The sequence below is a fragment of the Chryseobacterium caseinilyticum genome (assembly GCF_014837145.1).
GTDB lineage: Bacteria > Bacteroidota > Bacteroidia > Flavobacteriales > Weeksellaceae > Chryseobacterium > Chryseobacterium caseinilyticum.
On the sequence record NZ_JACYFS010000001.1, the window covers coordinates 1317627 to 1332524 of the forward strand.

12 protein-coding genes are annotated in these 14898 nt (G+C 37.3%); 3 read left to right on the forward strand and 9 right to left on the reverse strand.

What is annotated here, in order from left to right:
• Positions 1–123 precede the first annotated feature (123 nt).
• The gene (locus IC610_RS06360) at positions 124–576 is read left to right on the forward strand and encodes a T9SS type A sorting domain-containing protein (protein WP_191735717.1); all 453 of its coding nucleotides are present in this window, start codon (positions 124–126) and stop codon (positions 574–576) included.
• Between the two features lie 15 nt (positions 577–591).
• Entirely contained in the window at positions 592–1707 is a 1116-nt protein-coding gene (locus tag IC610_RS06365) for a cadherin repeat domain-containing protein (RefSeq protein ID WP_191735718.1), read from the forward strand.
• 128 nt (positions 1708–1835) lie between these two features.
• Here IC610_RS06365 and IC610_RS06370 read toward each other — a convergent pair whose 3' ends face one another.
• Genes IC610_RS06370 through IC610_RS06380 form a run of 3 tightly spaced genes read right to left on the reverse strand, consistent with a single transcriptional unit; the run spans position 1836 to position 4493 of the window.
• Positions 1836–2693, reverse strand: a complete 858-nt coding sequence (locus IC610_RS06370; protein ID WP_191735719.1) for a hypothetical protein — start codon at positions 2691–2693, stop codon at positions 1836–1838.
• Positions 2694–2704: 11 nt separating this feature from the next.
• Entirely contained in the window at positions 2705–3601 is an 897-nt protein-coding gene (locus IC610_RS06375; RefSeq protein WP_191735720.1) for a hypothetical protein, read from the reverse strand.
• Positions 3588–4493 carry a hypothetical protein gene (locus IC610_RS06380; protein ID WP_191735721.1) on the reverse strand — a complete coding sequence of 302 codons (906 nt, stop codon included), beginning with the start codon at positions 4491–4493 and terminating at the stop codon, positions 3588–3590. The genes IC610_RS06375 and IC610_RS06380 overlap by 14 nt, the downstream gene beginning before the upstream one ends.
• A gap of 505 nt (positions 4494–4998) precedes the next feature.
• Here IC610_RS06380 and IC610_RS06385 point away from each other — a divergent pair.
• Positions 4999–7218, forward strand: a complete 2220-nt coding sequence (locus IC610_RS06385; RefSeq protein WP_191735722.1) for an NADP-dependent isocitrate dehydrogenase — start codon at positions 4999–5001, stop codon at positions 7216–7218.
• Positions 7219–7314: 96 nt separating this feature from the next.
• Here IC610_RS06385 and IC610_RS06390 read toward each other — a convergent pair whose 3' ends face one another.
• From IC610_RS06390 to IC610_RS20175, 6 genes are all read right to left on the reverse strand, one after another.
• Positions 7315–7758, reverse strand: coding sequence for a nuclear transport factor 2 family protein (locus IC610_RS06390; protein WP_191735723.1), 444 nt, complete (start codon positions 7756–7758; stop codon positions 7315–7317).
• Between the two features lie 208 nt (positions 7759–7966).
• Entirely contained in the window at positions 7967–8392 is a 426-nt protein-coding gene (locus IC610_RS06395; RefSeq protein WP_191735724.1) for a hypothetical protein, read from the reverse strand.
• 301 nt (positions 8393–8693) lie between these two features.
• Complete coding sequence (locus IC610_RS06400; RefSeq protein ID WP_191735725.1) at positions 8694–9776, reverse strand: diphosphomevalonate/mevalonate 3,5-bisphosphate decarboxylase family protein; 1083 nt, start codon at positions 9774–9776, stop codon at positions 8694–8696.
• Positions 9777–9951: 175 nt separating this feature from the next.
• Entirely contained in the window at positions 9952–11721 is a 1770-nt protein-coding gene (locus IC610_RS06405) for an AMP-dependent synthetase/ligase (RefSeq protein WP_191735726.1), read from the reverse strand.
• Entirely contained in the window at positions 11718–12734 is a 1017-nt protein-coding gene (locus tag IC610_RS06410) for an NAD-dependent epimerase/dehydratase family protein (protein WP_191735727.1), read from the reverse strand. The genes IC610_RS06405 and IC610_RS06410 overlap by 4 nt, the downstream gene beginning before the upstream one ends.
• 4 nt (positions 12735–12738) lie before the next feature.
• Positions 12739–14895: a peptidase domain-containing ABC transporter gene (locus IC610_RS20175; protein WP_317173367.1), complete on the reverse strand. Its 2157-nt coding sequence runs from the start codon at positions 14893–14895 to the stop codon at positions 12739–12741.
• Between the last annotated feature and the right edge of the window lie 3 nt (positions 14896–14898).

Below are 14898 nucleotides of genomic sequence, written 5' to 3' on the forward strand. Positions count from 1 at the left end.
TATTTCAAGTGAAAATACCTGTTGATTGTTATAACTGGATCAAATTTTCAGATTGTGTTTTCACGCATGTTTGAGAATTAAAAAAAAGAATTATATTCACGAACTTTTTTAAACAAATAAATAATGGAAAGAAAAATTACATTTTTAATGTTTGCAATTCCTGTATTAGGATTCAGCCAATCGGCTATTGGAAGCATTAATTCCGGTGCATTATCCGGGAACGATCTCGCCCATTCGGTTGGTGAGATATATGTGATTCCCAGCAATCCCGATGACGCAGCTTCCGGAACTATGGGTCTCTTGCAGTCAACAACCGTTCAGCTTTTGGGAATCAGTGAGGCTGTGAAAGACAATATTAAGGTTTATCCCAATCCCACTGCAGATTTTATCTACATTAAACTTGAATCTAAAACTAAAGTTCATGAATTTGAAATTTATGACATCGCAGGAAGAATAGTATTAAAAGGAAAAATCGACTCCGAAAAACTTGATCTTCGTCATTTGAAAGAGGGAAATTATATGATTAAATTCAAAAACACCGACATCAAAGCAATTAAAATTATTAAAAAACATTAAAATATTTTGAAAAAAATGAAAAAACTCTATATCACTTTAGGATTATTTATCGCATCATTAGTTAGCGCACAGGTACCACAAGCGTTCAGTTACCAAACCATTGCATTTAACTCAGCTGGAGCTCCGATTGCAAACGGAAACGTTTCATTAAAAATCAGCATCCTTGAGAATTCTGCTACAGGAACTGTATTATATACTGAAACACAAACCAAAACGACCAATGCTAAGGGGTTGGTTAACCTTAATATCGGGCAGGGAACAGCAACTGTAGGTACATTTGGAGGAATCAACTGGGGTACAAACACGAAATTTGTGAAAGTTGAAATGGATCCGCTGGGTGGCTCAAACTACACTAATGTTGGAGTAAACCAATTATTAAGCGTTCCTTATGCACAAGTGAGTAAAACTGTTGTGACTGGTGCGGGTCAGGGAATTACACTTACCTCACCTAACGGAACGAGTTACACTTTAGGAGTGAGTGATTCAGGTACTTTGAGTTTGCCAACAAATACGAATACCTCCGGTAATAACTTGCCATCAAATTTTTATATGTATGGCTCATATAATTCTTTCAACTCATCTACCGCTGAACTAATGAGAGGTAACGGTATCACCAAAATAGGATATAAATATCTGCAAGCAAATACACAAGTGAAATTTCTGGCTTCACCGGCTAATGGTGCACAAAGTTATGGATCAGATTCTTATGGCTCGATTAGTCCAAATGGAGCGAGCTACAATGTTTCCTCTAATGGATTTTATCAAATTTATGTAGGATATAATAGCACAACAACAATAGGGGCAAATTTTGAAAATTTTGTGCCTAAAATCCAATTCACGTCCATTACAACTGCAACTCCTACTACAACTACAACTTATAATACCTCAACTGGAAAGTTTACGATAATTGTAAATGGGATATCAACAAATAATGGCGATTATTTCTATCTGAAACTTGCAGACCAAGGAATAAACCCTGAATTTATTGGTGATAATTTAAACGATGGATCTTTCGATATAAATGGTGACAATATTCATTTTCCCAATGTAACTTCCACGCCTAAAAACTATAAAATTGAATTTAGTATTAATTTTGATGCAACAGGAACTTATACAATTACACAAATATAATTTAAACAGGCAATCGCCTCTTTTTTATGAAACGATCTGAAATTAAAAGTCATCATAACAGAAGTTATGAATCTCAAAAATCAAAAACTCAGCATCGCCGCTGAGTTTTTGATTGTTTAAGTAAAAGCTTAATTAATTTTTCTGATTCTAATGAGTTTGGTGATATCATTAGATGCTTTAGACATGACTCCGGAACCCGTTCCGTAATTCGGAGTAGCGCCGCCGCCGGGCTTTGTCATTACTATCCGAATCAGATCATTTTGATTAAAACTGAGAATTGTCCGAGGAATAATGATGGTCTGCACTTCATTGGAAGCAGCATTGTCAAAAGGCATGGCTGTTCCCGCAACGGCTGTCCACACTGTACCGTTATCTGTCGATTTCATTACCGTAAATGCAACCGCCGTGTAATTAGAATTGTTGGCAGTTACATTTCTTCTCGGGTTAAAAGTGAAATTTGCGAGAATACGGTATTGCCCTGTAGTCAGTACTCTGAAATCCTGAGCTGTAGAAAGTTCTACATCATCTGTATTATCCAGATAAATATCTGCCGCCGTCCACGTCACAGGGATATCTGATGTATCCGAACTGTTGACAGCCGTAAGCTGTGTTGTAGTGAAAGGTTGCTGGGTAAAAGATTCCAATACGTACTGACTTGAAAATGCTAAATTGGCAAGTTCTGTAGCAGAGGCAAACTTCTGCCAGATATTATTCTGTCTGAAATAAAGTGAATTCGCGAGCACTGCATTTGGAGTTGTGCCGGCTGCTGCAAGATTAAAAGCAATCAGTCCATTGGTGGGAGCAGAGATTGTCGCTGCATCATTTCTACCTGAAAGATTGAGTCTTGGCAATAAAATTCCTTTATTGGAGGAAAATACATCAAGTGCCGCTGAAGAATTTGGCGAAGTAGTTCCGATGCCTACCTGAGCCGAAAGACTGCTCACACCCAACAATGCTGAAATTAATATGATAATGCTGTTTTTCATTTTGTTTCGGATTAATTGATTTTCTGTAATCTCAACAGTCGTGAGTACTGAAGGCCTGTACCCGACTCTATGTTTAAGCTATTGCCCGTCGTTCCGTGATTGGCCGCCGAACCTTTAGCCACAACCGCTCTCACAAGATCATTCTGATTGAGAAGAATGGTAAATGGTGCTACAATCACAGACCTGTTTCTGTCTCCTGTTCCTACACCCCACATTGTACTTGATTTTGCAATCTGTACCCATGTGACACCGTTGTCCGTGGATCTCTGAACTATAAAATCCAGTGCGGCAACACAGGTTCCTTCAGTTGCAGCTGTAGTACAGGTAGTCGGAACCCAGGGATTGTATCCTACATATCCGGCAATCTCAAAATAACCCGAAGAAAGAATCCTGAAATTATTGTTGGCCAGCGAAACTCTGTTTCCCACATTTACATTCATCGCTCCGGTTGCAGTACTGCTGAAATTTACAACCTGAGGAGTTCCGGCATTAAAAGCTGTCTTGTCTAAAAGTTGATTTCCTGTATTTCCCGTAATAAACATTTGCGGAAAAATTCTGGAACGTATCGTTTCAGATGTAGCGAGATCCATCCAACGCACGCCATTCCAGAAATAATAGGTGTTTGCAGTAATCATAGGATCGGTAGCGGAAGCTGTTGTATTGAAAACCAAAAGTCCCGTTGCAGGATTGGCCACCGTCACAATATCTGTAGTATTTGATAAAGCAACTCGTGGCATCAACATTCCTTTTTTATCATTGGCTGCACGTGAACTGACATCAATATCCAGAAGCGCTGAAGCTGCAGGAGTATCGGTTCCGATTCCTACATTCTGTGAAAACCCTAAAGTACTTATAAGGATAAAAGCAGAAGATATTACTTTTTTAAAATTTATTTTACTGCAGATCATAATCTAATAAAACTATCGTTAAACTTTTGGAAACCGGAACTCTCGCTGCTGTCGTAATTGCGGGAAGTGGACTCCCGACAGTTGTTTCTCCGTGTAGTGATGAGGTATCTGTTCCTTCAAAAGGATTTTGTACCACCAGCCTCAATTGCTGCCCGGCCGTAAGATAAACAGGTGTAGAACTTAGAATTGCGGTTTTAAGACTGTTAGCTGCTCGTACACCCCATGCCGTACGGTTTCCGATAATATCGGTCCATGTTGTACCGTTATCGGTTGACCTTTGAAGTTTTAAATTCAAAAAGCAGCCTCTTTGTGGCGATCCTATGGATGTTCTGTTGGGATTGTAATTTACAAAACCAGTCACCTCATACAAACCGGTAATGCTTATTACAAAATTATTATCTCCCGACTTTGATGCAATAGCTCCGGTATTGGTTACAATATCACCATCAGCAAAACTCACGGGAATGCCGCCGTTGGCAGAACTCGTAGCATTGATGCCTGCATAAGTGAAAGTCTGAGTTGAGGTACTGTTGAGGCTGAGAATTCGGTCGGCCAGATAACCAGTCAGCGAAGAAGTCACTGCAAGATCTGTCCAGATGGTACCGTTCCAGTAATAGTATCTGTTGGCAATGACGTTATTGGGGAAAGTTCCTCCATTCGCAGTGTTGTAAACAAATAAACCGACTGCCGGAGACGGAATTGTTGTAGTGTCTCTGTTTCCGGCCAAAGCAACTCTGGGCGGAAGAAAACCTTTTTTATTGCCGACAGCAAGATCGTTAGTACTAATTTCCAGAATGGCGGATGGTGCTACCTGACTGGTCTGTATTCCCACCTGCGAAAACATGGAAGCAGAAAAAACAGCAGATGAAAGAAGAGTGAAAAATTTTTTCATAAAAATAAGTTCAAAAAAGCAAACAATATTTTAATAATCAAAAAGCAGGTGTCAGTTTTTAATTAAAATTTAATTATCGTTAAAAAATTCGCGATGTGATTTTGATTTAAAAAAGAAAAATTCTGATCAAGAATTATTCCAAAAGAAACAAAGTAAAATACTTCATTTATGTAGATTTAAAGATATATCAGAAGATATTTTATGATCATGGAAATGATTTGAAAACAATTAACAAAAGGCATTTAATAAGTTTCATAAAATATTAATAATATTCAAATATGATTGATTTAAAGATAATTTAAAAGGTTCAAACTGAATCAAACACTTTAATGGCAGTTATTTGATTTAAGATTTCGAACAGCATTCTGAATTGTGCATCTAAATCATCAATTATCTACAGTGATTATCGTTTTTAAGCCAAGAAAATTTAAAATCAGAAAAGCTTTAAGAATAAAAATACTTAAATTTGTCTGTCTTAAAAATCAAACAATAAACTAACATTATAATGTCAGAAAAATCAAAAATCTATTACACGCTTACAGACGAAGCTCCAATGTTGGCAACGCACTCGTTTTTACCGATTGTGAAAGCTTTTACAAAACCGGCAAACATTGAAATCGCTGTTCCGGATATTTCTTTGGCAGGAAGAATTTTAGCCAACTTCCCTGAGTTTTTGAAAGATGATCAAAAGATCGTTGATGCATTGGCTCAATTGGGAGAACTGGCTACTCAGCCTGATGCAAACATTATCAAATTACCAAACATCTCTGCTTCTGCTCCCCAACTGGATGCTGCAATCGCTGAGTTACAGGCTAAAGGTTTCGCAGTTCCAAACTATCCGGCAGAACCGAAAAATGACGAGGAAAAAGCAATCAAAGCTAAGTATGCAAAAGTTTTGGGAAGTGCTGTAAACCCGGTATTGAGAGAAGGAAATTCTGACAGACGTGCTCCGAAAGCCGTTAAAAACTACGCAAAAGCGAACCCTCACAGAATGGGTGACTGGGCATCAGACAGCAAAACTGACGTGGCTCACATGAACAGCGGAGATTTCTACGGAACTGAAACTTCAACTACGCTTGAGAATGCTACAAAATATAAAATCGTTTTCAAAGGTAATGACGGTGCAGAATCTTTATTAAAAGATTTCGCAGGTCTTCAGGCCGGTGAAGTAATCGATTCGTCGGTAATGAATTTAAATTCTTTAAAATCTTTCGTACAGGAAGCAATTGAAGAAGCTAAAAACAGAAACGTACTTCTTTCTGCTCACCTGAAAGCGACGATGATGAAAATCTCTGATCCAATCGTATTCGGAGCGATCGTTGAGACTTTCTTCAAAGATGTATTCGCTAAATATGCTGAGACTTTTGATTCTTTAGATGTTAATCCAAACAACGGTTTAGCTGATCTTTTCGATAAAATCAAAGGAAACGCTCAGGAAGCTGAAATAAAAGCGGATATCGAAACTGCTTTGGCAAACGGACCAAGAGTGGCAATGGTTAATTCTGACAAAGGAATTACCAACTTCCACGTTCCTTCCGACATTATCGTTGATGCTTCTATGGCTGCCTTGGTAAGAGGTGGAGGAAAAATGTGGAACAAAGAAGGTAAAGAAGAAGATACAGTTTGTATCATTCCGGACCGTTCTTACGCAGGTTTCTATCAGTCTGTAATTGATGATATGAAAGCGCACGGAAAATTAGATCCTACTACAATGGGTTCTGTTCCAAACGTTGGTTTAATGGCTCAAAAAGCTGAAGAATATGGTTCTCACGACAAAACTTTCCAGGCTACAGCTGAAGGAACGGTTGAAGTTCAGGACGAAAACGGAAACGTTCTTCTTTCTCAGAAAGTTGAAACCGGAGATATCTTCAGAATGTGTCAGACTAAAGATGCTCCGATTCAGGACTGGGTAAAACTCGCGGTAAACAGAGCAAAACTTTCTGACACTCCTGCGATTTTCTGGTTGGATAAAGGAAGAGCTCACGACAGAGAAATGATCAAAAAAGTTGAAAAATATTTGGCTGATCACGATACGAACGGATTAGACATCAAAATTCTTGATGTAAAAGACGCAATGACCGAAACTTTAAAAAGAGCAAGAGAAGGAAAAGATACCATTTCTGTTTCAGGAAACGTATTGAGAGATTATCTTACTGACCTTTTCCCAATCTTAGAACTTGGAACTTCTGCTAAAATGCTTTCTATCGTTCCGTTGATGAATGGTGGTGGTTTGTTTGAAACAGGTGCCGGTGGTTCTGCTCCGAAACACGTTGAACAGTTCATCGAAGAAGGTTATTTAAGATGGGATTCTTTAGGTGAATTCCTGGCTTTACAGGCATCTTTAGAGCATTTGGCACAGACTCAGGGCAATACAAAAGCTCAGGTATTGGCAGATGCACTCGATGAGGCAAATGCTAAATTTTTAGCAACCGACAAATCTCCTGCAAGAAAAGTTGGACAGATCGACAACAGAGGTTCTCACTTCTATCTGGCAATGTACTGGGCGGAAGCTTTGGCTAACCAAACTGCTGATGCTGAACTGGCTGAGCAGTTTGCTCCGGTTGCAGAAGCGCTGCAGGAAAGCGAAGATGTAATTAATTCTGAATTGATCGGTGCTCAAGGTAAGCCTCAAAATATTGACGGTTACTTCAAAACTGACACTTACAAAACGTATGAGGCTATGAGACCAAGTACTGTTTTAAATGAAATTATCGATGGGATTTAATACGAATTAACCGAATTTTTTCGGATTTCCCGAAGTATTATAAAACAGAAGAACACGCAGATTTATTTGCGTGTTCTTTTCTATTTTAGAGAAAAATTAATTTAATTCCTTACAGTTATCTTTCCTTCTCGTATCAATTAAGTACTGAATTTTCCAGTCTCCGTTTTGTTTTACAAGTTGAAAACTGTTGGCGCCGCAATGCGAAAATTTTCCTTTAAAATAAAAGGAATACGGTGTAAAAACGCTTGCCAGATTTCCGTCTGTATGAATGCCTTCGATCGAAATTCTTTCGTCCAGATCATCTTTTTTCATTTTGGAAATGGATGAAACAAAATCATTGATGTTTTCAGTTTTCACACCATCTTTTGTAATGGTTTGAAGAATGGCGGCATCAGCAAAAACCGTTTTCAACAATTCTGAATCTGCATTTTTCATGGCGAGAAATAAATTCCTGATTGGTTTTTCGATCTCCGAATTTGAGGTTTGCTGTGCGAATGATAGGCTTCCGAGAAATAATGTGAGTGCAAATATAATTTTCATTGTGATCTAATTTCTTAAGGTTTAAAATTAGATATTATTTTGATATAAAATAACCTAACTTATTATCCATACGGATAAGTAAGAATTATAGTTTGATAAAAATTAATTTAAAATTAAATAGCGCGATAAAACTATTCAGAATTACAGAACAAAAAATGACTGCACTTTCGCACAGCCATTCTTAATTTCAACTATTTTATAAGCCAGATTACCGCTTATTTCCTTTAGTTTTATAGACTTTATGAGCCTTTGCTTTTTTGTTCATATGCTTATAACGCTTATCATTGTTTTTGTTACTGTTGTAGACAGCTACAGGATTTTTTCCTTTGTAATATTTGGTTTTAAATTTTGTATATTTATCTCTTCCCATGATTCTCTCCAGTTCAGAATATCTGTCTGTAGACCATCTGTCGGGCTGATTTGAATATACCCTGTTCCAGCCATCGTAGTCATTGTATCTGTTATTCAGAGCGTTAATTTCATTCGCTTGTGTTGCTGATAATAACAGATCTGAAACCACAGTCTGCCAGTTGACATCTGTTACACTTCTTCTGTAATCATTGTAATAATCTGACTGCGCATATCCCAAACTGAAAGTTCCAAGAAGTAATGCTGTGATAAATAATTTTTTCATTTTGTATAAACTTGTAGTTACATAGTTTCAACATCAATGCCAAAAAAATTTAGTCAAATCACAATAAATAGTTAAATATCAACTTCATAGGGCATGTAAAGCTGTTAAACCATAATTTAAATTGAATCATTTAGTTTGATACACCTTAAATGTTTTGATGAGAAAATTTATTAACCAGCCGTATAAGTTAGCTCAAGTTAGTCGAAAACTTATTTGTACTACAAAAAATGAAAGCGGACTAAAGTCCGCTCCAATATTATTCAGGATATTTCAATTCTTTAGTAAGAAATTTGTTTTAAGCCTACCACTTCATCACATCCTTCACCACTCCATTTTTCTGGGTGTGTTGCAGCAATTCAGATTCAATAAAAGATTTGATCTGTTCTTCTGAACCGTCGTTCGGGAAAAGCAAATGAACATTGGCACCTGCATCCAGCGTAAAGAATAAAGGCAGATTGGTTTCTCTTCTGAAATCCCAGATTTTATTGATGACTTCCAAAGTTCCTGTTTTCATTAAGATAAAGGCAGGATCGCTCATCATCATCATTGCGTGAAGGGTTAAAGCTTCGTGCTCGACCAATTTGATAAACTCATATATGTTTCCAGATTTTAGAATTTCTTTCATCGGAACAAAATTCTCTCTCGCTTCCTGAAATCTTCTTTCAGCATACGGATTCGTATTCATTAAACCATGACCGACAGTAGAAGAAACGCTTTTTACGCCCTCATGAATCAATAAAACCCAATCGTTAAAGTCTTTAAAAACAGGATGAATTTCGTCATCAGAATATTTCACTGCGAACAGATCCGAGCTTCCTTCCACCTCATTAGATTCGCCCCAGACAACCAATCCGTTGTACAGACTTCTGCATGCACTTCCGCTCCCCAATCTTGCTAAAAAAGAGGCTTTTTTTAGGATGGATGATGACTGATCATTGATCATTGATGATTCTGAATTTTCAATTGAAAACTGCTCATCTAAACTCATCAGACATTTTGCGATTGCTCCAAAACCTGAAGCTGAACTGGCAATCCCCGAGCTGTGAGGAAACGTATTTTCTGTTCTGATAATGTATTTTCCTTCTAAAATCCAAGGCAAATACTGCTCAATACTTTTGAAGTATTTTTCAATTTTTTCGGCAAATTTCACTTCTTCATTTCCTGCTAAAAATGTCTGAACAGAAAAGGGTTCGTTGGCCAGAAACTCCATCTCCGTGTTGGTTTTACAGTGATTTAAAGTAAAACTAATGCTCGGATTCGCAGGAATCTGATTGGCGTATTTCCCCCAATATTTAATTAAAGCAATATTTGACGGACAGCTTTCTGAAACTGTTTTATTCTGTATTGTAAATTCGCCTGTTCCTAAAAAATCGTTTGTTGTCATAGTTTAAAATAAATTTTTAACCGTTTTAAAATCATTTGAAATTATGGTTTTGAAATAGATTACGCCCTTTCAGGGCTGATATTTAATTGAGATTTTCAGATTCATTGGGCTTCACCAAATGCTGGTCGTCAACAAGCCTTCAAGACTCATCCTCAACCTTAACCTCAACCTTAATTTAATACATCTCCTCAATCAGATCAGCGTACTTCTTCATCACCACATTTCTTTTTACTTTCAAAGTTGGCGTTATTTCTCCACTGCTGATTTCAAATTCTGAAGGCATCAGCGTAAACTTTTTCACTTTTTCAAAATCTGAAACCTGATGCTGTAACTCGTTTATTTTTTCTTTGTAGAAATCAATAATTTCTTTCTTTTTTACAATATCCTCCCAGCTGGTAAATGGAATGTTTTTCTTACTTAAATAATCCTTTAAAAACTCAAAATTTGGAACAATCAAAGCTGAAACAAACTGTCGTCCTTCGGCAATTAAAGTTATCTGACTGATATAATTATTGTTGGTGAGAAGATTTTCAATCATTTGCGGAGCGATATATTTTCCGTTGGAAGTTTTCATTAAATCCTTAATCCGGTCGGTAATAAAAAGATTTCCGTTTTCATCAAATTTTCCTGCGTCGCCGGTTTTAAACCAACCATCTTGTGTGAAAACTTTTTCGGTTTCTTCAGGTCGGTTGTAATAACCTTTCATAATTCCGTTTCCTTTGGCCTGAATTTCATCATGATTGCCTATGCGAAGTTCTACGCCTGGTAAAGGCTTTCCGCAACTACCGTGTTCAAAATTAGTCAGTGGAAAAGCTGTTAAAGTTGCGGTAGTTTCTGTTAATCCATATCCAACCGTAACGTGAATGTCGACCGATTCAAAAAACTGAGTGACTTCCGGCGACAGAGACGCTCCACCACACGGAATAAACCAAAGTCTTCCGCCCAGTTTCTCTTTAATCTTACTGAAAACCAGTAAATCTGCAACGGTTTCCTTAGCTTTTAAACCGAAAGGAATTGATTTTTCTGTTCTTTTAAATTCTGCGGTTTCTTTTCCAGTTTCCAACGCCCAGTTGAAGATTTTCTTTTTTAAAGATGAACCCTCTTCTGCTTTTTCTAAAACTCCTGCATATACTTTCTGCAAAAACCTCGGAACAACGCACATCATCGTTGGTTTTACCTCAACCAAAGCTTTGGCAATATCTTTAGAATCTTCTAAAAAATAAACTCTGGCGCCGCCGTACAGACACAGTAAACTCCAGCTTCTTTCGAAAACATGAGTTAAAGGTAAAAACGCCAGTGAAACTTCATCTTCGAAATTTTTAAACTTAAAAAATTCAAAATGGGCATCACATATTTTGATGAAATTGGTGTGAGGAAGCATTACTCCTTTGGGATTTCCCGTTGTTCCTGATGTGTAAATTATGGTTGCGGTATCGTCTTCCTTTTTTTCTGAAAACTGAAATTCAGCTGATGACTTCGCAATAAAATCTTCCAGATAAAAACTGCTGAATTCTTTCTTGATCCAGACCGCTTTCTTGGAAATGATGATTGATTTTAAATCTGTACTTTCTTTTTTTAAAATCTCAAGACATGAATCATATTGAGCCTGACTGCCAACCAAAACCGATTTTGCACCTGAATCTTTTAAAATAAATTCCGCCTGCTCGGTATTATTGGTTGAATAAATCGGAACGGTAATCGCTCCAATCGACAATATAGCCAAATCAAAAATCATCCATTCTGCAGAATTATCGGCATAAATAGCGACTTTATCATTTTCAGAAATTCCTGATTCTTTTAAAGCGTTGGCCGTTTTAAAAATAATTTCGCTGAATTTATTCCAGCTTAATTCTTTCCACTTGCCATCTTTTTTCTTAAAGCCAATTGCTGATTTTAAAGGATGCTTTTCTACATTTTTTCTGATGATTGCCTCTGCAAGATTCATTTATTTGTCAGCTTTTTGTCGTTGATATAATTATTTAAATGAAAATCAATACTTTCCGATACCGGAATAAACTGAAAATCAATCTCTTCTTTAATTTTTTGATTTGAAATCCTGGTAAACGTTGTAATCGACTCAATATTGGTTTTATTGACAATCTTCAGTGCAGGAATCAGCCAGCCAAAGAGAATGTTAAAAACTCTTCCGATATTCAGTATTGACTTGGGTAAAATTTTAAGTTCCTTTAAATTTAATTTTGAACGGATTTGCTTTCCTATTTCGGCGTACCGTTTATTTTCAGAAATTAAAATAAATCTTTGTCCGAAAACTTCTTTTTCCATTAATTGCAGGGCAATATTAGCAACATCTCTCACATCAACATAATTTGCGCCGCCGGAAAAAGTAAAATTGTTATTCTCAAAAGTTGGGAAAATATCTCCGCTGCTGTTGCCCCAGTTTCCGGTTCCGATAATCATTCCCGGATTGATAATGATGGTATTTAAACCTTCTGCAGAAGCTCTCCAGACTTCCATTTCAGAAAGATGTTTTGAGATGGCGTAGGCAGAATGTTCTATTTTAGGATTAAAATCTGACTCTTCATCCAGTTCACCTTTTTCATTAAAACTATCCAGAACGGCAATCGAACTTACATGAAGAAACTTTTGGACACCTGAGTTTTCACAAGCGTACAGCAGCTGTTTTGTGCCTTCTATATTGGTGCTGTACAGTTCTTTTTCATCCTGAGGTCTGAAACTTACTTTCGCCGCACAGTGATAGACCTCATCCACGTTTTGCAGTGCAGATTCAAGAGAATGAATATCATTAAAATCAATGTCTACCCATTCTATTCTGTCGAAAAACGAACCGGAATTCTCTGTATAAAACTGAAAAGAATGCTTTACTTCATCAATATTGCTTTGAGATCTTTTAGCTGCGCGCACGTGTTTTCCCTTTTTTAAAAGTTCCAAAACGATGACTCTGCCTAAAATTCCTGTTGCTCCTGTTACAAAAACCATGAAACTATATTCCTACTTGATTGTTGACTAAGTTATGATAATATTTTTTACGGTTCAAAAGTTCCTGATGATTTCCGCTTTCTACAAATTCGCCGTTGTGAAGTACCAGAATCTGATCTGCATTTTTGATGGTACTCAGACGGTGTGCGATGATGATGACCGTCCGTCCTTTGAAAAACTCAAAAAGATTCTCCATAATTTCTTTCTCATTTCGGGAATCGAGTGCGCTTGTGGCCTCATCCAAAAGAAAAACATCAGGATTTCTGTAGACAGAGCGGGCAATTAAAATGCGCTGCTTCTGCCCTGTGCTCAAGTTTATTCCGTCGTTTCCCACCAAAGTATCCAGACCCTGAGGATACTTCTGTACAAATTTCTGCAAATTTGCAACTTTTACAGCATAAGTCAGCAGGTTTTCATCAATATTATTACTTTTCAGCGTGATGTTTTTGCGGATCGTGTCTGAGAAGATAAAGCCTTCCTGCATTACTGTTCCAGTGGTTTCACGCCACTCAGCAAGAGGAATTTCAGATAGATTTTGGTTACCGTAAGTGATCGATCCCTGATCAGGCTCGTAAAACCTCAGCAAAAGTTTGAATAATGTTGTTTTTCCGCTACCGCTTTCGCCGACAATTGCCGTGATTTTGCCTTTCGGAATTTTTACATTTAAATTGTTCAAAATCTGAAAATCTCCAAATCCGAAATCTACATTTTCGAGAACGAGGTCTTCATTCTTAAGCGTTTGGCGGCTTTCTTCCAAAATATTTTCTACAGGTTTTGTGTGTACTTCGGCTATCCTTTCCAGACTTAATTTGGCATCCTGCGTGATTTGAATAACGTATAAAAGCTGATCAAAAGGCGAATTCATCTGACCCACAATAAAACTGATTGCAAGCATCATCCCGAGCGTCAGATCTCCGTCGATCACTGCATAGGCAGAAAATCCGGTGATCAGAATATTTTTAAGCTGAGAAATAAAACCCGATCCGATCATCTGATACTGTGAAAGTTTCAGTGCTTTTTTGTTCCGCTCAAAGAGTTCTTGCTGTACATCTTCCCATTTTGCCTGCTGAAAGTTTTCAGACTGATTGATTTTAATCTCAGCCATTCCCAAAACCATTTCATTTAAAATATTCTGATTCTGGCTGTTGAGAATAAATTCTTTCTGGTCTAAAACTTTTCTTTTATTTAAAAAAATGAAAATCCAGACAACCGATAAAAAACTGAATGTGAAAAACAAAATCAGGATAATGAGATTGTACGTTCCGAGCACAACTGAGAAAACCAGAAGATTGATAAATGAAAAAAGAATTGCCAAAGTATTGGTTGACAGAAACGAACTTATTCTTTGATGGTCTAAAATACGCTGCTGAATGTCTCCTACTCTTTTCGACTCAAAATACGCCACCGGCAGACGGATCAGTTTGCCAATAAAATCGCTGATGAGTCTGATGTTGACTTTTGTATTGACTTTCAGCATAATCCAGCTCCGGATCAGATCCATAAAACTGTTTCCGAGAAAGAGCACAATCTGGGCGCCGACAATCATTAAAACAAGATTTTTATCTTTAAATTTAATGGCTTTATCAACCAAATTCTGTGTGAGAAACGGAAAAATAAGCGTGATCACACTCGTAATCACCAAAGTAAAAAGAAGAAAAATAAGAGCTTTGCGGTGAGGCTTTAAATATTTAAAAAGAAACTTAAATCCGTTTACAGAATAATCTTCATTTTTCTGAAAAAAAGCTTCAGTAGTTTCAAAAAGAAGCACTTTTCCCGTACTGTTTTCCTGAAGCCAGTTTTCTTTAAATTCTTCTTCACTAAGCTCAAGTCTGCCATATTCTGGATCGGCTACCGTAATTTTTCCTGATATTTCCTGAGGAACGAGAACAACAAAATGATCGTTTTTCCAGTGAAGAATGCACGGTTTGGGTGCTTCAGACATCAGTTTTTCGAAGCTGATTTCGACTGCCAAAGTTTCCAGATGCAATTCCTGCGATGCGGCAATCAGATCATGAAAACTCACGCCCGTTCTCGACTGAAACGTAATCAGCCGCAGGTATTCGCAGGAAAACTTTTTACCGAAATACCGAGTAATTATCCTGAGACAGGTTGGTCCGCAGTCCATCGAATCCAGCTGTCTGTAGTAGGTAATTTTTGCCACGTC